This is a genomic window from Enterobacter cloacae complex sp. FDA-CDC-AR_0164, assembly GCF_003071645.1.
GTDB classification, from domain to species: domain Bacteria; phylum Pseudomonadota; class Gammaproteobacteria; order Enterobacterales; family Enterobacteriaceae; genus Enterobacter; species Enterobacter ludwigii.
This window is the reverse complement of record NZ_CP028950.1, coordinates 3,304,630-3,324,277: the sequence shown is the minus strand read 5'-3', so window position 1 is coordinate 3,324,277 and position 19,648 is coordinate 3,304,630. Positions and strand designations below refer to the sequence as shown.

Sequence of the window (19,648 nt, the reverse complement as noted above, 5' to 3'; positions counted from 1 at the left end):
TCACGGACCCGCGATCACGATGATGGATTTTTCCTGAGTAGACGGGTCCTGGATCAGAAGGCTTTTTCTGAGCAACAGGTCAGCATATTTTTCTCGTAGAAAGAGTGTGCTGACCGATGTGATGAAGTGCAGGTCTGCTGCACGAAGAGTCTTAAAGCAGAAGCGAGCTGCTTGTAAAATATCAAAGTGCGTAAGAGGTCAGGCAACCTCCAAAAGCATCACTTCTTCAATGTTGCTTTGCCAAATGAGATCGTCTGTAAAGACGCAAATTCATCATCTGGCAAATGCATTTTTAGAATTTTTGAGCGGTTTTGAAAAGAGTGCTGCAGTGTGGGCAGACAAGTTGAGCCCCTTTTTGTACACGGCTGAAACTATGCTCAGAGTCTTTTGAACAGTTTGGACATGGACATTTTACTAAGTAATTGCGACGGAATTGTGTATTTTTACGTCCTGACATAGGCATCTCCTGATTTAAACGACTGTCACCATACACGTTCACGAAGATGATTGCTTGCTTTTATTTCCGAATGATTGCAAAAACCAAAGAAAGTACAAATGCAACGTTTTTTCGAAAATTAAATACCGCTAATGTTAAAAAAGGTAAATGATATCAACTTAAATATTCACTTCAGATGCCCATGTTGTCATGGCTCCCAATACAGAACGTCGATTTTTGATGTGTCTGAAAAAAATCCGTATGGCGCTAAATGCATTTTCTGCAAATCGACGATGACATTCGCAGACAGGCCTGACAGCCAGACAAAAATTTTCGCGCCGTCCTGATCCCCCTCGCCTTCACAGAGAAGGTGCTTAAGCAGATAACGACCAACAAGGTGAGATATGAAGAAAGTCATCGTCTTTTTCAATGGTAAACCGAGCAATGTTGTCACCGTGCTTAAGGGTATTACATCCATACGGCAGGAATATCCGAATGGTGAAGCGATAAACCTGCAGATAATGTCCGCAGGTTTTCCTTCTCTGACCGGCGATCATGAAGTGGTTTATGTGGCGTCGGACAGGGAGCTGACTTCTCAGGAAATTCTGGATGCGGCTAAGAAATATTTATAATTATTCTGAATGTATGGCTGTTCTTGTAGATGCCCTTGTTTAAGGGTAATCCCTTTCTTATTTGTGCTGCTAACATCTTTTGTTTACCCTCCCCCGCGTTAAAAACCTTATACGGAATGAATAATACGTTAATGCTATCGCGAACAAACACATCCCTAATAGACTTAATTGCGTCATAATGTGTCAGATGGCTTATTGTCTCAGCCCTGACTCATTCAGTTGTGTGTCAGACACAATATGTGTTACCTCATCCAGATGCCCAATTCGGGCCTCCCCTGAACGATTAAACTTACTCTTATCTATCAACAATAAAGACTGAGAAGCGCGCTTGAGTAGCAGCGATTTGAAGCCAGCGTTGACCCTGTTGGAATCCCACAACCCTCCATGACTGTCTATCCCTTCGCAGGAGAAGATAAACAGGTCGATGTCCAGCAGTTTGAGTTGTGAAATCAACGAGGGGTTAACGTAGCAGCCATACTTACGCTCGAGTTTACCGCCGGAGCTAATAAGTTGAATCTGTTCACGTTTGCCCAGTTCCAGGCAGATGGGGTGACTGTTAGTAAAGACCTGAATATCGATGTCAGGCAGTTGACGCGCAAGGTACCAGCAGGTTGAGCTGGCATCCAGGGCAATGACCATCCCGGCTTCAATCCACTCCAGCGCTTCTCTGGCGATATCCGCTTTATGCGTGAAGTGGCTCTTAAGGCGAATATGAAAAGGATCACCGCTGTCCTGGTTTTCCCGGTGAATATATTTTGCCCGACCGTGGTTGCGCAGCACTTTTCCCTGCGCCTGCAGTTCGCTGAGATCGCGGCGAATGGTTTCTTTACTGACGTTAAGCTGGGTGGATAAAACGTCCGTCGTCAGACTATGATGCTGAATCAACAGGTCGATTATCGTTTGCTGACGTGCCTCTTTCATTTTTTCTCACCCATCATTCGATACACGCCCGCGCTGGCGGGCGCACCGGCATGAGATTACGGCGTTACCCCCTTTTTTAAAAGAATATTCCCGTATTTAGCACACTCCCCTGTGACAACGATCGCAAAGGATTTTTTGGCACGTGCGTAAAACGCATAGCGGTCAATACGGGTAATTGCCGGACAGGGTGCCTGACGTGAAAGCGCATCGCGATAGCGAGCCTCAACACGGGGATCGAGGGAGTCACCCTCAACCGCAGCCATCATCACCAGTGGCGGCGCGTAGCTGTCGAGCTCAAACAGCGGGATAATCGCATGCAGCAATTCGCTGACCTTTAGCCCATCGGCGCGTATAACCTGCGGTCCCATACTTTGGGCGGGGAAATGGGCATCAGAAAAAATAATCTCATCGCCGTGGCCCATTTCGGCCAGGACTTTCAGTAGTTCAGGTGATATTAACGGTGAAATCGTTTTTAACATCTCAAACTCCCTCGATCGGTGCAGATTCGGTTTCCGGAAAGAAGTAGCGGTACTGATAATGCATCTGCGCTCTGGCGTGTTCCGGGCTCGTAAATTCTCCGACCCCGTACCAGCCAAACAGGGCTGCCCCCGCGACAGTGGTTTCTGCATCATCAAGTACCTTGATGGGGATGCCGAGCATATTGGCTTTGATCTGGTTCCACAGCATGTTACGGCTGCCACCGCCGACCAGCAGCAGTTCAGTCGCGTTGAAGTGACCAATCTTTTCCAGCGTGCGCAGATTCTGCGCCAGCTGCCCGGTGAGGCCCTCCAGCGCAGCGCGATAAAAATGACCGCGTGTGGTGTTGAGTGTGACGCCCTCCCAGCCCGCATGCTGACAGCCGAGGAGATCACAGTGCATTTTCACCCCTTCGGACCCCATGGGTATGCGGCGGGCTGTCTCAATCAGCGTTTGCCAGGGCGTCTCTTCGGTCCAAAGCAGTTTACGTACCCATTCAAGTACGCCCGATGCCAGCCACTGCATGCCAGGGTTATACAGCCCTGGCTGGCTGTCCAGTTCGCAGGTAGAACCGACGTAGCGACTGAGCAGCGGCGTGTTGACCTGCGCACTGCGCACCATCAGGATCTCCCATGTTCCCGAGGAGAGGACGGGTTCATCCGCCGCGGCACCTGCACCAAACAGCGCAAACTGGGTATCGTGTCCGGCGGAAATCACCGGGATACCGGCGGGTAGGTCAAGCCATTGGGCAGCATCAGACTGTAAATTACCGACGAGCTCACCGGCTTCCACCAGACGTGGGAAGAGCCGACGCGGCAAACCCGCCGCCTGCAAAATTTCATGGCTGAAATCGCGCTGTTGAATATCCAGCATCTGGCTGGTCCCTGCCATAGTAACGTCGGTGGTGAATTCGCCGGTCAGACGGTGGTTAATCAGCGACGAGATAAACAGCCAGGCGTGTGCCTGTTCCAACAGCTGCGGGTGATTTTCTTTTAGCCACACCAGCTTATACAGCGTATTGAAGCCAAATGCCCCCACGCCGGAAATGTCCTGAAGCCGCTGAGGTGACAGCAAGCGGGCAATATTTTTCATCACTTCGATGGTGCGTGGGCATTTCCAGCTGATGATTGGGTAGAGCAGCCTGCCGTGCTCATCGACCAGCGCGCCATCAACGCCGAAGGTGGTCACCGTGACGCCGCGAACGTGGCAGTTTGCCAGACTCGTCTTCAGCGAGCGGCAACAGTCCGCGAAGCGTTGCATAATGGCCTCGAGAGACCACTGGTGCCAGGCGCTATTTTCTATGGCGATGTCGCTGGCATTTGCCGTAGCGGCACGGGCGATAATTTTGCCCTGCCGGTCAACGGCAATGGCCCGGATATTGGTCGCTCCGCAGTCGAGAACCAGAATAACCTCTTGTTTCATAGCAACTCCTGAAACGTCGCCGGCTAACGTGTCGCTTATCCGGCCTGCAATTCGGTGTTTTACAGGCCCGGTAAACATACGCTACCGGGCAAAGACGTTACTCAACGTTTGTACAGCGGGCCATAGTTTTGACAGGCGCGGTAATCCTGGCCTTCGCTATCCATGCCGTGCGCAGCCCAGGCGGAAGGACGATAGACCTTCGACTCTTCCACGTTATGCATGCAGACCGGAATTCGCAGCATTGATGCCAGGGTGATGAAGTCAGCGCCAACGTGGCCGATGGTCAGCACGCCATGGTTTGCCCCCCAGTTCGCCATCACGGAATAAACATCGGTAAAGGGACCTTTACCCGTCAGACGTGGCGCAAACCAGGTGGTCGGCCAGGTTGAGTTGGTACGGGCGTCAAGCTGATCGTGCATCTCTTTCGGCAGTTCCACGCTCCAGCCTTCTGCAATCTGCAGAACCGGGCCAAGACCTTTGATGATATTCACGCGGGTCATGGTGAACGGCACGCCGCCTTCGGTCAGGAAGCGAGAAGAGAAACCGCCGCCGCGGAAATATTCATGTATCGCCGGACACCATTCGGTGGCCGCCAGGCAGGCATCAACCTCCTGCTGGCTAATGTCCCAGAATGGTTTCATCGTTGGCTTGCCATCGCTGTCGCGCTGTTTGCATGAGCCATCGAGAGCCGCAGAGCCGGAATTGATCAGGTGGATAATACCCTTCTCAGCCAGACCGCTGAGCGGTTGACCGGTCACGCGCGCTACCGCTTCTGGAGACCAGTAGGTGCGCACGTCGGCGAACACCTGTGCTGTGCCGGTCAACTGGTGGCCCATTAGCATCGCCACGCCGTTGAGGCTGTCATTTTCGGTCGCGACGACAAAGGGTTCACGCACGCCATTCCAGTCAAAGGAGCTGTTAAGCAACGCTTCGGCGGTATCGCCGTTCGGGTATTGATCGGTCCAGTGACGCTGGCCCTGGAAGCCTGCCGCAATGGCGTTGTAGCCCAGCGATTCTTCCACCCGCCCTTTTTCCGCCAGTGCTGGGTTGCCCTGCATCATGTCGCGGATACACATCGCCATCAGCAGGCTCTCTTTCAGCACCTCGCGGTTCTGCGCTTCGTTACGCTTATACTGCTGCGCGTTCTGGTCTTCGCCGTAGCGGAAGTTTTTGTCCGCCCAGGCCAGCGCCATTTCCAGTTCGGTTTCATCGAAGATTTTCTGATCAATGCGGCGGCGCAGTTCAGTCATATCAACTGCCTGTACCTTCATCCCCAGCCAGGATTCGAAGAAGTTAGGGTCGACGATGGAACCGGCAATCCCCATCGACACCCCCCCAATGGAGAGATAGCTTTTCCCTTTCATACTGGCGACGGCTAAACCGGCACGCGCAAAGCGCAGCAGTTTTTCCTCAACATCTTCGGGAATCGAGGTGTCGTCGGCGTCCTGGACATCATGACCATAAATAGAGAATGCCGGAATCCCTTTCTGGCTGTGTGCAGCCAGCGCGGCGGCCAGATAAACGGCACCCGGACGTTCAGTCCCGTTAAAACCCCAGATGGCTTTCGGACGCATGGGGTCCATATCGATCGTTTCGCTCCCGTAGCACCAGCACGGCGTCACGGTGATGGTCACGCCGACGTTCTGGCTGCTGAATTTTTCTTCACAGGCGGCAGATTCGGCCATCCCCGCAATGCAACCGTCAGCAATGACGCATTCAATTTGCTCGCCGTTGGGGTGACGAAGCTTTTCAGTGAGCAGCGCGGCGGTGGCGTTGGCCATATTCAGGGTTTGCTCCTCCAGAGACTCGCGAACCCCCATACGACGACCATCAATCACCGGACGGATACCTATTTTCGGTAAGCTGATTTTTTTCATGACAGATCCCTCACGTTTTCGGATACAGGTTTAATTCGTTGCCGCTTGCGAACGGAAACGGGCAAAGATGAAGATGACGGCAAAACACACTGCCGGAACCAGTTCTGCTGCTGGGATATTGCCTGCAGCATCGCTGACAAAGCCCATGACCGGCGTCACAATCCCGCCGCCGATAATGGTCATGACGATGAATGACGAGCCGTATTTGGTATCCTGACCCAGGTTCTTAATCCCAAGGGAGAAAATGGTTGGGTACTGAATAGACATAAATGCACTGCACAGCGTTAGGGCCAGTAGACCGAAATGGCCGCCGAATACGGCGGAGACCAGGCATAGCACCATGGCAAGCAGGGCATAAGCGGCCAGTACTTTATGCGGTGCGAAGCGGCTGATTAGCCATGTACCGGTAAAGCGACCGATGAAGAAGCACACCATGGTGCCGGTCAGGTAGTTGGCGGCGAAACCTGGCGTCATGCCGGGGATCTCTTCAATAGCGTACCGGATCAGATAACTCCAGCAGGCAGTTTGCGCGCCGACATAGCAGAACTGCGCCAGCACCGCCCAACGCCAGTGGCGAATACGGACCAGACGGGAAAGAGAGGCAGAAAATGTGCTTTGTGTACCGTCGACGTGATTATCGCTCTGAAGGACCGGAAATTTGGTCAACATAATCAGCAGGGCGACCAACAATACAATTGCCACGATAATCATATAGGGCGTTTGTACGGATAACACCAGGCTATGCTTATAAATGCTTAGCTGTTCTGGCGTCATTTTATCGAGTACCGCCTGAGAGTGATGCGGCACGTTAGACAAAATTAGGCTTTGTCCAAACACAACGGCAATAATAGCGCCAAAAGAATTAAAAGTTTGCGCCAGATTAAGACGGAAATGACCACCACTCTCTGGCCCCAACACTGTAACAAAGGGGTTAGCAGCAGTTTCAAGGCAACCTAACCCCGCCGCTATAATAAAAAGACCGACAAGAAACAATGTATAATTCATTAACTCAGCCGCAGGCCAGAATAATGCAGCACCAATGGCATATAAAAACAACCCGGTAATAATACCTGCCTTATAGCTGAGTTTTTTCATCAGTATCCCGGCAGGAACTGGAATGACAAAGTAGCCGAAATAGAACGCAGATTGTATCAGGCCAGCCTGGAAGTTTGTCAGGGTAAAGGCTTGCTGAAACTGGGGGAGTAAAATGTCATTCAGGTTATTAGCGACTGCCCAAAGAAAAAACAGTGAGCAGAGTAACGCGAAAGGAATAATGTAACGCTGGGCTTGCCCGGCATTGACCGCACGAAAACTCTGCGTTGGTATTGTTGTATTTCCCATAACACCCTCGTTAGTCAGAAGCGTCAGAATGTGACTTTCCTTTCTTGCCAGACGGTAAAAATAAAAAGGTGCTTTACTCTTACTGGCGCGAATCTGGCGATCGGAATGATCTCGTGAATGCATTTTCATGTAAAAAAGGGGGGCGAATATGATGACAATCACATTTAACGGCAACGCGATATCTTTATGTGATCGTTATCACTTTAAATTTAATAAAAACGCCCCCCGCCGGGGAAAATAAACATTAAAAACCACAACCCCAGTGACCGATTTAATGTATTACTCCGAAAACGGGCATTTTCACGGTAAAAATCATCAAAACGACTGTTTGAATAAAAATCTTCTGAATCGGTCATTTTTACCGAAATGAATTAATCGAATAAGGATCAATTCCCGACTATTAATTGACGGCGATCACAAAGTGCAACCACCGTAATTCTTTTAGCGTTATTCCCTATAAAGATGGTGCGCAAATATACGGTTAATTCATCAGGACAACAGGCTTGTTCTGCTGGTGCTTTAGATCATCAAGAGAGGTAACAAATGGAACGAAATAGACTGGCGCGGCAGATTATTGATACCTGCCTGGAAATGACCCGCCTGGGGCTAAATCAGGGCACGGCTGGCAACGTCAGCGTGCGCTATCAGGGCGGGATATTGATAACGCCAACGGGGATCCCCTATGAAAAACTGACGGAGTCACACATCGTTTATATTGATGCCGACGGTCAGCATGAACAGGGCAAACTGCCTTCCAGCGAGTGGCGTTTCCATATGGCCGCGTACCAGACGCGCCCGGATGCGCAGGCGGTGGTGCATAACCATGCGGTGCACTGTACCGCCGTGTCTATTCTTAACCGCCCTATCCCGGCCATTCATTACATGATTGCCGCCGCAGGCGGTAATTCCATACCCTGCGCGCCATATGCCACATTTGGGACACGCGAGTTGTCCGACTATGTCGCCTTTGCCCTCAGGAACCGCAAAGCAACGCTGTTACAGCACCACGGCTTAATTGCCTGTGAAGCAAATCTGGAAAAAGCCCTGTGGCTGGCGCATGAAGTTGAAGTACTGGCACAACTGTACCTTTGCACGCTGGCAATAACGGATCCGGTCCCGGTACTGGATGACGATGCTATCGCCATTGTGCTGGAAAAATTCAAAACCTACGGACTGCGCATTGAAGAATGACATCGCATAGCAAACAGGAGAAATGCCATGGCGAAAAGAATGATTTTGAACGAAACGGCCTGGTTTGGCCGGGGCGCAACAGGGATGCTTTGCGATGAGGTAAAGCGTCGCGGCTATCAAAAAGCGCTGATTGTCACCGACAGGACGCTGATACAGTGTGGCGTGGTGGCGAAGGTCACGGATAAGCTGGACGAAGCGGGGTTGGCCTGGGAAATATACTCCGGCGTGCTTCCTAACCCGACAATCGGAATAGTACAGGAAGGGCTGGGTGTTTTTCAGAACAGCGGCGCAGATTACCTTATCGCTATCGGGGGTGGCTCGCCTCAGGATACCTGTAAGGCAATCGGTATTATCAGCAATAACCCGGCGTTTAAGGATGTTCGTAGCCTTGAAGGCCTGTCCCCAACCCGTAACCCCAGCGTACCCGTTCTGGCCATTCCCACTACAGCCGGAACAGCGGCTGAAGTGACCATTAACTACGTAATCACTGATGAAGAGAAGCGGCGTAAATTTGTTTGCGTCGATCCGCACGACATTCCGCAGGTCGCTTTTATCGATGCAGATATGATGGACGGTATGCCGCCAGTGCTGAAAGCAGCAACCGGCGTTGATGCGCTGACTCATGCGATTGAAGGGTATATTACCCGGGGTGCATGGGCCTTGACCGATGCGCTACACATCAAGGCGATTGAGATTATTGCCGGCGCACTGCGCGATTCAGTCAAGGGCGATCGAGATGCCGTCGAGGCGATGGCGCTGGGCCAGTATGTTGCCGGCATGGGCTTTTCCAACGTTGGCCTGGGGCTGGTTCACGGTATGGCGCACCCGCTGGGTGCTTTTTATGACACACCGCACGGCGTGGCGAATGCCATTTTGCTGCCTCATATCATGCGTTACAACGCTGACTTTACCGGCGATAAATTCCGCGATATTGCACGGGCGATGGGCGTGAAGGTTGAAGGGCTGAGCCTTACGGACGCGCGCAATGCTGCCGTGGATGCCGTCTTCAGGCTTAATCACGATGTGGGCATCCCGCTCCATCTGCGTGAGGCTGGAGTACAAAAAGAAGATATCCCGATGCTCGCCCAGGCGGCATATGATGATGTCTGTACTGCCGGCAACCCACGGGAAGCGAGCCTGGCAGATATTAGCGAGCTGTACCATACCGCCTGGTAGTGCGACTGCGTTACCCGGTTTAGAGGCCCCTTCTGGGCCGGGTGACGCAGAGAGACAGCGCCATCAGTATTTAAACCGTGATTTCGCAGCTGACGACCGACGCCGACAGATCCTATCGGTAATGGCCATTGTTGGGCATGATTGCCCTCTTATTGTGGCGAAGTTGAAAGGTGAAACTATGGTATACGGCGAAAAGTTGATTAAATGTAGTTAAAGAATCAATTCGCCCCTTGTTTCTCCAGCCCTGAACGTGTTGCGACGGGTATTTTCAGCAAGCGTTCAGAATATGCGCCCGCATTGAAAAGCACGAAAGACGCCGTACGACGAAGCGTAAGGAGTTACCCATCATTCCTTACACCCCGCCCTTTAATTGCTATTTGTTTAGCCTATTTCTGGCTTCGTTTAGCTCATATTGAGCGTCTTCCAACTTCTGCTGTTTTTTTATGATTTTATCCGGACGTCCGTCGGCACTGGCTTCAGCCAGTTCCTGACGGCGTTCCTCTACCTTCAGCTCTTTTTTACGTATATCGGCTTCACGCTCAGCATGCAGCCCTTCGTTAGTGCAGTTGGTATTAAGTTCAGAAAGCGCTTTTTCAAGACCCGCTATGCGGTGATTGTTGTCATGGGTGCGGGCGTAATCTATTTGCTCCTCAATATTCTGACGTTTGGCGTCACAGCCTGTGCTTACCTGAGAGGCAGCCTGAACAGAAAAAAGAGGGGCTAGTACCAGCAAACCTGCCAGCAATGTTTGAGTATGTTTCATAATATTCTCCAGATTAATCCTTTTACCTTTATCGAGATAATACAGATAGTGCATTAATATTGTTAATGGTTTTTTAGGAATGATCTATAAATAAAAATCCTGAACCGACGAAAAAAAAGCCAGGATAAAACGAGAAAAAGTAGTTCATCGTATCCTTCATCCACAACATGATGATGTACATCGTACTTATTCTTTCTATATATATTAACCTCTCACGAAAGTTGTAATACTTACCTCTTTAGTCTAAACACTCTATTTTCTGAAGCAACGAATACTCGTAATATGTAAAGGGTAATAAAGAAACGATTTTTTAAGCTTTTTGCCCCATAAGCATCTCAAACTTACTCTTATGTCGAAAATCCAATTCTATTAGCAAAATTAACCTTAAAAACAAAGTCTTTTTTATCGATAAAGATAAAACACAAAAAAACTTAGTAATTCATAATCCTATCCGATAGCGAAGTTATGCGAGGCACAAAACACACCCCCGCACTGCATTCATCCAGCACGTTGTGGATTGCCGCTACTTTTTCATCTTTATACGAGTCGTGGATGTGCAGGGGTGGTTCTGACCTGCGCTATACCAGCTCAGATGGCGGCAGCCAGCGAGAAACGTTTCCGCATGTAACGTACACCCGACTATATCTCTGATTTTTTTATTGCCAGTAGTCCCGTACTCCAGCGTGAACGCTGATAACCAAAATCGCGGGAACAAAGCTTTATCCGTTCACGTAACAAGGTACAGATATATTCTAAAAGCCATCGGCGGGAGCGTCCGGCGGGTAAAGATTTCTGACCTTCAACCCCTGACAGTGTTAACCAGTTATTCCAGCGTCCAACGGATGAACGGACACAACAGAATGTGCTGACGACCTCGCTGATGCTTGCTCCCCGGTGCAACATCAGCATGGCTGTCAGCCTACGGGCATAATTTTTATCGTTCGTTTTATGAATGGCTTTCTGCATCAGGTACCGTTCGTCATGGTGAATGAGAACCATGATCGACATCGTTCAGTCCGTTTGATGATTTGTTTTGATTTGGCGATTGATCAGATCACACATTATGGGCTGGGTTCCCTTTAAGTGTTCTATTTAGCAATTTAGTAATATGACAGTGGTCGGCCAATTTATGCTTTAGCCAATCGTATGGGAATAAAATCACATGGGAGATTATTCAATTAAAATAATTACTAATCATTTCATCGAATTATTTCCTTGAAAAATAGACAATCATCAACCACTACTGAAAAGCAAAAGTTTTTTCCGTATCAACTGAGATTTATATGTGAGGGGTTATATGACTACGTTAGGCACCATAGAAAGTGACAGGAGTTCAGATGTAGATAATGACTTCATTGTTATTAATGAAGGGGATGTAGCAAAAGGATACATTCATCTTTCCAAAGGTGATGAAATCACTATTAAACCAGATGGGAAATGTACATTCAAATCTTCATTATTAAGTAACACCATACCTGTCCAGGTGGGAAGTATAGCGGTGGTGGCTATGGAGTGTTAATGGCCCTGGCAGGGAAAGTTAAAATAACATTATCACCTGTTTATTTTGATTCCAGCGGGAATGAAGTGACAACGTCTGGAATGAGTGATAGCTATTTGCGACTCACGGATCCAATCGTGAATGGTGACGAACTGATTGGGGCGAAAAATGCAACATTAAATAGCGCCTCAAATATCACCCTCACCCTCAACCAAAACCTGGTCTTGATAAAAAAACAATATACACACCTCTATGATGATCTGAGAATAGCATTCAGCGATGCATTGAATAATTTATATCCGGATGTTAATAAAAACATCAATCCTGACGGTGAATATGTTGATGATGAATTGAAAAAAGCATGGGACATTCTTAGTGAAATGTATAATAAAGGGAAAATCACCCTTATTAAATAGCTGCGTTGAATATCGCTACAAAAACCGGAAAAACCGCTTAACTTCCAGACATGATGATTTTCGGCCGCCGCTATGACAAAGGCCCAACTGGAGTCCCAGAGTGGATCTGACATTCATGGAGCAGAGGTGCGCTATGCCCGAGAGCCCAAACGCACACGCTGCTCTTTATTTCCATCAACTGGGATATCATAGATGAAGATACATCTAACCTGGCAGATAGCGGCCTTCCGGTAAGGATTGGCTTTACTGTTCTATTCCCGGCAGGAGATGGAAATGAATTTTGCTCTATGGAACACGTAAAAACTGGTGAGTTAACTATCATCCACAGTGCTGACACTAATATTGCTAAGGGGTGCTTTGAGGTTGATATTCCGCAACCATTGGGCTCTCCCCCTTCAATGTTACAGACGCAAAGTTATATGCTGGACTAACTGATTAATTGACAAGCAGTCAGTATCCATTTGAAACTCGTTCTCTATTCTTGCACTACTAGCTTTTGATCAATAGTGTTCCCCTGCACGGGCAGTTCGCTTACCACGTTTTGTTATACATAAGGGTGACTTTCTTCGCCAGGCGGACCATAACATCTATATCGCGACGACAGTTCTGAAGCCTTCAGGAAAAACAGCGAACTTCTGGACACAAGACCATCACTCATACAGTACGTTATGATCTTAAAGTTAACCTTGTGCCGCTCGCATGCGGGCAAAAATGACAAATAATGTTAGGAACGATGTTAGGAAAATGAATTTCAGGCACAAAAAAACCACCTTTCGGTGGTTTCACGACACTGCTTATTGCTTTGATTATTCTGCTTTTTCCCATGGTAGCCGGAGTGGGACTTGAACCCACACAGCGCGAACGCCGAGGGATTTTAAATCCCTTGTGTCTACCGATTCCACCATCCGGCCAGGGAAGAAAGTGGAGGCGCGTTCCGGAGTCGAACCGGACTAGACGGATTTGCAATCCGCTACATAACCGCTTTGCTAACGCGCCGTAAAACTTTTTTACGCGACACCCGCTATTGCGCATGTCTTTAATCTGGAGCGGGAAACGAGACTCGAACTCGCGACCCCGACCTTGGCAAGGTCGTGCTCTACCAACTGAGCTATTCCCGCATGTCATCAAGTTAACTTCTAACCACTTGATTTCATTATCGTCCGGCTAGCTGTGCCGCCGTTCGATGCGTTGCATTCTACTGATATGACGGTATGAGTCAACGTTATTTTTTGCATCCCCGGATCGTTTGCTGAAAATTACGTCGAAACGATCACTGATCAAGCAAATCGCCGCGGGCAGCGTTTAAATATTGCAGCATAGACCACAGCGTCAGTACCGCAGCAACCCACAGCAGCCCAATCCCCGCCCACTCAACCCAGGCGTTTGGACGCCAGAGCATCCAGACCAGCGAGGCCATTTGCGCGGTGGTTTTCACTTTACCAATCCACGATACCGCGACGCTGCTGCGCTTACCCAGCTCCGCCATCCACTCACGCAGCGCAGAGATGATGATCTCACGACCAATCATGGTTGCTGCAGGCAGCGTTACCCACCACGTGTGGTAGTGCTCAGCCACCAGCACCATCGCGATAGCGACCATGACCTTATCGGCGACCGGGTCGAGGAAGGCACCGAAGCGGGTGCTTTGGTTCCAGCGGCGTGCCAGATAACCGTCAAACCAGTCCGTAACCGCAGCCACCAGGAAAATCAGTGCACAGGCAAAAGGGGCCCAGACGACTGGCAGGTAAAACGCCAGTACAAAGAACGGGATAAGCACAACGCGAAAAAGAGTGAGCAACGTAGGGATATTAAATTGCATAATGACGGTAACTGTTTGTTGTCAGTAAAATTTAGCTCTATGTTGCTACAGAGCCCTCAATGTTTCAACGAGTAGTAGATCTTTTCTGCCAGCGCTTGCGAAATACCCGGCACTTTTGCAATTTCCTCCATGCTGGCATTGAGTAATCCTTGCAATCCGCCCATATATTTAAGCAACATCTGCCTGCGTTTTGGCCCGACGCCTTCGATGGTCTCAAGCGTACTGGTGTTTTTTACCTTCGCCCGTTTTTTCCGGTGCCCGCTGATGGCGTGATCGTGTGACTCATCGCGAATATGCTGGATAACATGCAGTGCCGGAGAATCCGGCGGCAGGCTGAAGCCCTCCCCTTCCGGCTCAAAGAAGAGCGTCTCCAGACCGGCTTTACGATCGGCCCCTTTTGCCACGCCCAGCAGCAACGGATGGTTTTTATCCCAGCTCACATCAAGTGAGTCAAAGACCGCTTTCGCCTGCCCGAGCTGCCCTTTCCCGCCGTCAATCAGTATCACATCCGGGATTTTGCTCTCTTCGATGGCTTTACCGTAGCGACGGCGCAGCACCTGGTTCATGGCTGCATAGTCATCACCCGGCGTGATCCCGGTGATGTTATAGCGACGATATTCCGCGCGCAGCGGGCCGTTAGCATCAAACACCACGCAGGAGGCCACGGTCTGCTCGCCCATTGTGTGGCTGATGTCGAAGCACTCCATCCGTTTAACCTCCGGCAGCTTCAGGAGCGTAGCCAGTGCCGTTAAACGCTGGTGGACCGTCGATTGCTGGGACAGTTTTGTAGTAAGCGCCGTCGCCGCGTTGGTCCGGGCAAGCTTCAGGTAACGCGCGCGGTCACCGCGCGGTTTGGTCTGCACGTTAACCCGACGACCAGCCAGTTCTGACAGTGAATCCGCCAAAAGCGTTTTATCATCGAGATTGAAATCAAGCAGGATCTCCGATGGCAGCGTGCGCATCTGACTCCCCTGCAGATAGAACTGGCCGACGAAGGTTTCAACCACCTCACCCAGCTCCGTCCCTCCCGGCACTTTCGGGAAATAGCTGCGGCTCCCGAGCACTTTACCCTGACGAATAAACAGCACATGCACGCAGGCCATGCCGGCGTCAAAGGCAACGCCGATCACGTCGAGATCGTCACCGGTGTTCGAGACGAACTGTTTCTCAGTGACTCTGCGCACCGCCTGGATTTGGTCGCGGATCCGCGCGGCCTCTTCGAACTCCAGCGCTGCACTGGCTTTCTCCATCCGGGCGATCAGCTGCGTTAATACCTGATCGTCTTTCCCGGCTAAAAACAGGCGCACATACTCGACCTGCTGCGCATACTCGTCTTCACTCACCAGCCCGGCAACGCATGGCCCCAGACAGCGGCCAATCTGGTACTGCAGACACGGGCGCGAGCGATTGCGATAGACACTGTTTTCACACTGGCGAACAGGGAAGATTTTTTGCAGCAGCGCCAGCGTCTCACGGACGGCATAGCCGTTGGGAAACGGGCCGAAATATTCACCCTTGGCATGTTTTGCACCGCGGTGCATAGCAAGCCGGGGGTGCGTATCGCCACTCAGGAAGATGAACGGATAGGATTTATCATCGCGTAACAGCACGTTGTAGCGCGGCTGATAGAGCTTAATATAGTTATGCTCAAGCAGCAGCGCCTCCGTCTCGGTATGCGTGACGGTAACATCAATATTCTGTATGAGTGCGACCAGTGCTTCAGTCTTGCGGGAGGCAAGGTTACTGCGAAAATAGCTGGAGAGGCGCTTTTTGAGATCTTTCGCTTTCCCCACGTAGATAACCGTACCGCCAGCGTCATACATACGATAGACGCCAGGCTGGCTGGTTACGGTTTTCAGAAATGCTTTTGAATCGAACACATCACTCACTGACTTAACAACGTCTCCGCATTACATAAACCATGCCGGATGGCCAGATGAGTCAGTTCAACATCACCATGAATGTTCAGTTTGCTGAACATGCGATAACGATAGCTGTTCACCGTTTTCGGGCTAAGATTCAGCTGTTCCGAGATCTCATTTACCTTCTGACCTTTGGTGATCATCAGCATAATCTGCAATTCACGCTCGGACAAACTGGCAAACGGCGATTCCGTTTTCTCGGGTTCGATCTGACTCAGGGCCATCTGCTGAGCAATGTCGGAAGCAATGTAACGCTGTCCGGCAAACACGGAACGGATAGCATTGACAACCTCCTGCGGCGCGGCACCTTTACTCAGGTAACCGGCAGCGCCCGCCTGCATCACTTTCGCGGGCAGCGGGTTTTCAGTATGCACGGTCAGCATGATGACTTTTGTATCAACAAAGGTACGCGCGATTTTGCGGGTTGCTTCAAGACCACCGATACCGGGCATGTTCATATCCATCAACACCACATCGGCTGAATTAGTGCGGCACCATTTTACGGCATCTTCGCCGCAACAAGCCTCACCAGCAACTTTAATACCTTTTATATCTTCAAGAATGCGTCGTATCCCTGCGCGCACCAGTTCGTGGTCATCAACAAGAAGGACGTTGATCAAAGGAAATGTCTCCAGAATAGGGATAACGCTACTGAGTGATAATTTGGTTTATATTAACGGTTTTCCTCACAAGATTAAAACGTTAAAAAATCGGCTATTCGATTTCGCTCTCGTTTTTGGAAATTAGGCTGTACAGAACGTGGAAAGAGAGCCCGCGCCACCAGGGCTTGTGCAGCTTTTTTTTAAGCATCTGTATTCAAAAAGTTACAAAAAATCTGTCGCCTGAGTCCGTAAAAAAACAGTTCTTAAATTTTTGTAACAATAATTAACGGCAAGCGAACCGGGTATAAACAATTCGTCGCTATTAACGCCGTACAGTTTAGCGGCACGCGTTGTTTACGCAAATAAACATCCAGTGTAAAAGTACGAAAAACAACCGCTGCATTTTTTGCTGCGCCTTGTGGTATACTCCGCCGCCTTGACTTTCATCGTCGCGCACGAGCGCCGTTTTATAATGAGGAAAATAAATGAGCACACCTGAATTTGCCACTGCGGAGAATAACCAGGAACTGGCACAGGAAGTAAACTGCCTGAAATCGCTGCTAACGCTGATGCTACAGGCGATGGGCCAGGCTGACGCCGGTCGTGTGATCATTAAAATGGAAAAACAAATCGCGCAGATGGAAGACCAGGCTGAATCCGCGGTATTTGCCAACACCGTTAAGCAAATTAAACAAGCCTACCGCCAGTAATAAAAAACGGCTGGATGCGGTGCATTCAGCCGTTGCCTCGTCTGACACGCAGAACGTACTCTCTACTCAAATAAGCCCGGTCGCCGCCGCGTAACACGCGATCTGCGTCTTGTTAGGCGCATTGAATTTCTTCTGCATATTCTTCTGATGAAAGTTAACCGTATTCTCTGAGATGGAGAGAATGATCGCAATTTCCGCCGAGGTCTTCCCTTCCGCGGTCCATTTAAGAATTTCCCGTTCACGTTTGCTGAATTTCATCTCAGGCGGCATCACCATCTCATCTTCAAATCGAATCAACGATGTTAAGGCCACTTGCACCAGCAGTTGTAACCGCAGCTCTATTTCCTCGTGGTCTAACGGGCTCTCCAGCATGCTAGTACGAGAAACCGACAGAAAACCGAGAGCATGATTCGGCAGCATCAGACACTGCGTTATTCCTGTACGTAAGCCGTGCTCCCGTGCGCTATGCCATAATTCCTCAGCATCCGCGAATAATTCGTCAGTCCAGGGTAAATGCCCCTGGATGAAATTCTCCGGTTTTAACACCGGGTCAATGGCGAAATAATTCTTCGACTGATATTGCGCCTGCCACTGTGGCGGATAAGTGGTATGCACAGAAATCTTAGGCCGCGTAAAAGGCACGGGATGGCGTACGCAGAGTGCGTAATAATCGAATTCTAGCGCCTGAGTTTGTCGCTGAAGTTCCTGATATACCTCGTCGGCACAGGTCAATTTCTGAAACCGGAGGGAGCATTCCCGTCGCCAGGTGAAAAAGTCTGAATCCTTCATACTTACTAAATGAAGCCTCTGAAATGATATTCATTATTATGGTGAATATAACCTAACACATAAAACTTATTTCTAACTACAAAATATCGGCAACAGCACAATTAACTTTACGTTTGATAAGGTTTATTGGGCCTGAGCGGAATAAAAAAACACGGTGTCGGGCACAGGGGGAGAATAATTTGCCCCAGATGAATTTTCTGGAGCAAATTAGTGCAAAAATTCTACTGCATAAGGAATTTTTCAAGGAACTGACGGGTTCGCGGTTGCTGTGGGTTGGCAAATAAGTGTTTTGCCGGCCCCTGCTCCACGATCCTTCCCTGATCCATGAAAATGGCGCGGTCCGCCACGTCACGAGCGAAGCTCATCTCGTGGGTAACGATAACCATTGTGCGTTTCTCCTGTGCCAGCTGGCGGATGGTGTTCAGCACCTCGCCCACCAGCTCAGGGTCGAGCGCAGAGGTCGGTTCATCAAAGAGGATCACATCCGGACGCATCGCCAGCGCGCGGGCAATCGCCACACGCTGCTGCTGACCACCTGACAGGCGGCGCGGGTAGCTGGTTTCTTTACCGGCCAGCCCGACTTTTGCGAGCAACTCGCGCGCGCGAACCGTCGCGTCCTCTTTGGCTTCCCCTTTTACAATGACCGGGCCTTCAATGATGTTCTCCAGCACCGTCCGGTGTGGGAAGAGATTGAAGTTCTGGAAAACAAAGCCCACATGCTGGCGCAACTGGCGAATCAGACCTTTTTGCTGGCTGATGGATTTGCCGGTATCAATCGTAATGTTCCCTACCCGAATCGTGCCTTCTTCAGGCTGTTCAAGCAGGTTGATGCTGCGCAGCAGCGTTGTTTTCCCGGAACCACTCGGGCCGATAATGGCGACCACTTCACCCTGCTCAACCTCCAGATCAATCCCGTGGAGCACCGTTTGACCGTGGAATTTTTTCACCAGGTTTTTAACGTCGATAGCACTCATTTTGGATCACGCTCCTGGCGGTTAAGCTGGTTTTCGAAATAGTTTTGCAAGGCGGATAACACTGTCGCCATTACCCAGTAAATCAGCGAGGCCGCCAGATACATGGTGAACACTTCCAGGGTGCGCGAGGTAATAAGCTGCGCCTGACGGAACAGTTCCGGTACCTGAATGGTGGCCGCCAGCGACGTGTCTTTCACCAGGCTGATAAAGCTGTTGCTGAGCGGCGGAAGCGCCACACGCGCCGCCTGAGGCAGAATGGCTCTGCGCAGCGTTTGCCAGGGCGTCATACCGATACTGGCCGCCGCTTCCCACTGCCCTTTATCAATGGACGAGATTGCCGCACGCAGCGTTTCAGAGGTGTATGCCGCCGTATTGAGCGACAAACCAATCATCGCCGCGGGGATCGGATCCAGCTCAATACCAAACTGCGGTAAACCGTAGTAGATCATAAAGAGCTGGGCGATAAGCGGCGTGCCGCGAAACACAGAGATATAAAAACGCGCCACCCAGCGTACTGGTAAGACGGGTGACATACGCATTAAGGCCAGCACAAACCCGAGTACCAGACCGAAGAACATCCCGCCAATACTGAGCTGTAACGTAAATACCGCACCTTTAAGCAGGTACGGCAGGGAATCAATAACCAGTTGAATACTTTCTTGCATTATTATTTTTCGACCTG

General features: G+C 50.1%; 21 protein-coding genes, 3 tRNA genes and 1 pseudogene. 8 read left to right on the top strand and 17 right to left on the bottom strand.

The features are described from left to right. Positions 1 to 292 precede the first annotated feature (292 nt). The gene (locus tag AM410_RS24045; protein WP_214579409.1) at positions 293 to 457 is read right to left on the bottom strand and encodes a YnfU family zinc-binding protein; all 165 of its coding nucleotides are present in this window, start codon (positions 455 to 457) and stop codon (positions 293 to 295) included. Positions 458 to 588: 131 nt separating this feature from the next. Here AM410_RS24045 and ymcF point away from each other — a divergent pair, with 131 nt between their 5' ends. Continuing rightward, positions 589 to 783: a cold shock small protein YmcF gene (ymcF, locus tag AM410_RS24160; RefSeq protein ID WP_032669962.1), complete on the top strand. Its 195-nt coding sequence runs from the start codon at positions 589 to 591 to the stop codon at positions 781 to 783. A gap of 57 nt (positions 784 to 840) precedes the next feature. Further along, positions 841 to 1,068, top strand: a complete 228-nt coding sequence (locus tag AM410_RS16420; protein WP_014170703.1) for a hypothetical protein — start codon at positions 841 to 843, stop codon at positions 1,066 to 1,068. Between the two features lie 192 nt (positions 1,069 to 1,260). On the opposite strand, the gene fucR is transcribed toward AM410_RS16420, so the two are convergent. From fucR to fucP, 5 genes are all read right to left on the bottom strand, one after another. Beyond that, the gene (fucR, locus tag AM410_RS16415) at positions 1,261 to 1,989 is read right to left on the bottom strand and encodes an L-fucose operon activator (protein ID WP_032678450.1); all 729 of its coding nucleotides are present in this window, start codon (positions 1,987 to 1,989) and stop codon (positions 1,261 to 1,263) included. Positions 1,990 to 2,045: 56 nt separating this feature from the next. After that, a complete protein-coding gene (fucU, locus tag AM410_RS16410; RefSeq protein WP_073396044.1) occupies positions 2,046 to 2,468 on the bottom strand; it encodes an L-fucose mutarotase in 423 nt (140 codons plus the stop codon). A 1-nt stretch (position 2,469) separates the two neighbouring features. Next, the gene (fucK, locus tag AM410_RS16405; RefSeq protein ID WP_073396046.1) at positions 2,470 to 3,888 is read right to left on the bottom strand and encodes an L-fuculokinase; all 1,419 of its coding nucleotides are present in this window, start codon (positions 3,886 to 3,888) and stop codon (positions 2,470 to 2,472) included. A gap of 101 nt (positions 3,889 to 3,989) precedes the next feature. Continuing rightward, positions 3,990 to 5,765, bottom strand: a complete 1,776-nt coding sequence (fucI, locus tag AM410_RS16400; RefSeq protein WP_073396047.1) for an L-fucose isomerase — start codon at positions 5,763 to 5,765, stop codon at positions 3,990 to 3,992. A gap of 30 nt (positions 5,766 to 5,795) precedes the next feature. Continuing rightward, positions 5,796 to 7,106, bottom strand: coding sequence for an L-fucose:H+ symporter permease (gene fucP / locus AM410_RS16395; RefSeq protein ID WP_108648141.1), 1,311 nt, complete (start codon positions 7,104 to 7,106; stop codon positions 5,796 to 5,798). Positions 7,107 to 7,649: 543 nt separating this feature from the next. Here fucP and fucA point away from each other — a divergent pair. Next, positions 7,650 to 8,297 (top strand): L-fuculose-phosphate aldolase, encoded by a 648-nt coding sequence (gene fucA / locus AM410_RS16390; RefSeq protein WP_073396049.1) that lies wholly within the window; start codon positions 7,650 to 7,652, stop codon positions 8,295 to 8,297. A gap of 27 nt (positions 8,298 to 8,324) precedes the next feature. Next, entirely contained in the window at positions 8,325 to 9,473 is a 1,149-nt protein-coding gene (fucO, locus tag AM410_RS16385; RefSeq protein ID WP_073396050.1) for a lactaldehyde reductase, read from the top strand. 373 nt (positions 9,474 to 9,846) lie between these two features. Here fucO and AM410_RS16380 read toward each other — a convergent pair whose 3' ends face one another. Both AM410_RS16380 and AM410_RS23930 read right to left on the bottom strand, forming a co-directional pair. After that, positions 9,847 to 10,236: a DUF1090 domain-containing protein gene (locus AM410_RS16380; protein ID WP_073396052.1), complete on the bottom strand. Its 390-nt coding sequence runs from the start codon at positions 10,234 to 10,236 to the stop codon at positions 9,847 to 9,849. A gap of 488 nt (positions 10,237 to 10,724) precedes the next feature. Next, positions 10,725 to 11,244, bottom strand: a pseudogene (locus AM410_RS23930) (IS630 family transposase); the annotation flags it as partial. Positions 11,245 to 11,533: 289 nt separating this feature from the next. Here AM410_RS23930 and AM410_RS16375 point away from each other — a divergent pair. Beyond that, entirely contained in the window at positions 11,534 to 11,755 is a 222-nt protein-coding gene (locus AM410_RS16375; RefSeq protein WP_073396055.1) for a hypothetical protein, read from the top strand. After that, complete coding sequence (locus tag AM410_RS16370) at positions 11,755 to 12,150, top strand: hypothetical protein (RefSeq protein WP_073396056.1); 396 nt, start codon at positions 11,755 to 11,757, stop codon at positions 12,148 to 12,150. The genes AM410_RS16375 and AM410_RS16370 overlap by 1 nt, the downstream gene beginning before the upstream one ends. Positions 12,151 to 12,974: 824 nt before the next feature. Here AM410_RS16370 and AM410_RS16360 read toward each other — a convergent pair. From AM410_RS16360 to uvrY, 6 genes are all read right to left on the bottom strand, one after another. Then, positions 12,975 to 13,061, bottom strand: a tRNA-Leu gene (locus AM410_RS16360). Positions 13,062 to 13,072: 11 nt separating this feature from the next. Then, positions 13,073 to 13,146 (bottom strand) — tRNA-Cys (locus tag AM410_RS16355). Between the two features lie 46 nt (positions 13,147 to 13,192). After that, positions 13,193 to 13,268: transfer RNA gene (locus AM410_RS16350), tRNA-Gly, on the bottom strand. Between the two features lie 152 nt (positions 13,269 to 13,420). After that, positions 13,421 to 13,969, bottom strand: a complete 549-nt coding sequence (gene pgsA, locus AM410_RS16345; protein ID WP_014170706.1) for a CDP-diacylglycerol--glycerol-3-phosphate 3-phosphatidyltransferase — start codon at positions 13,967 to 13,969, stop codon at positions 13,421 to 13,423. 56 nt (positions 13,970 to 14,025) lie between these two features. Then, positions 14,026 to 15,858, bottom strand: coding sequence for an excinuclease ABC subunit UvrC (gene uvrC / locus AM410_RS16340; protein ID WP_014170707.1), 1,833 nt, complete (start codon positions 15,856 to 15,858; stop codon positions 14,026 to 14,028). Continuing rightward, positions 15,855 to 16,511, bottom strand: a complete 657-nt coding sequence (gene uvrY, locus AM410_RS16335) for a UvrY/SirA/GacA family response regulator transcription factor (protein WP_013096026.1) — start codon at positions 16,509 to 16,511, stop codon at positions 15,855 to 15,857. The genes uvrC and uvrY overlap by 4 nt, the downstream gene beginning before the upstream one ends. A gap of 400 nt (positions 16,512 to 16,911) precedes the next feature. On the opposite strand from uvrY, the gene AM410_RS24370 reads away from it, so the two are divergent. Both AM410_RS24370 and AM410_RS16330 read left to right on the top strand, forming a co-directional pair. After that, a complete protein-coding gene (locus tag AM410_RS24370) occupies positions 16,912 to 16,992 on the top strand; it encodes a hypothetical protein (RefSeq protein WP_418251707.1) in 81 nt (26 codons plus the stop codon). Next, positions 16,979 to 17,203, top strand: a complete 225-nt coding sequence (locus tag AM410_RS16330) for a DUF2594 family protein (protein ID WP_003859644.1) — start codon at positions 16,979 to 16,981, stop codon at positions 17,201 to 17,203. Before AM410_RS24370 ends, AM410_RS16330 begins: the two co-directional genes overlap by 14 nt. 66 nt (positions 17,204 to 17,269) lie before the next feature. On the opposite strand, the gene sdiA is transcribed toward AM410_RS16330, so the two are convergent. The 3 genes from sdiA to tcyL all read right to left on the bottom strand — a co-directional run bounded on the left by sdiA (position 17,270) and on the right by tcyL (position 19,631). Next, positions 17,270 to 17,992 (bottom strand): transcriptional regulator SdiA, encoded by a 723-nt coding sequence (gene sdiA / locus AM410_RS16325; protein ID WP_014170708.1) that lies wholly within the window; start codon positions 17,990 to 17,992, stop codon positions 17,270 to 17,272. A 221-nt stretch (positions 17,993 to 18,213) separates the two neighbouring features. Then, a complete protein-coding gene (gene tcyN / locus AM410_RS16320) occupies positions 18,214 to 18,966 on the bottom strand; it encodes an L-cystine ABC transporter ATP-binding protein TcyN (protein WP_014170709.1) in 753 nt (250 codons plus the stop codon). Further along, positions 18,963 to 19,631, bottom strand: coding sequence for a cystine ABC transporter permease (gene tcyL, locus AM410_RS16315; protein ID WP_014170710.1), 669 nt, complete (start codon positions 19,629 to 19,631; stop codon positions 18,963 to 18,965). Before tcyL ends, tcyN begins: the two co-directional genes overlap by 4 nt. Positions 19,632 to 19,648: the final 17 nt, after the last annotated feature.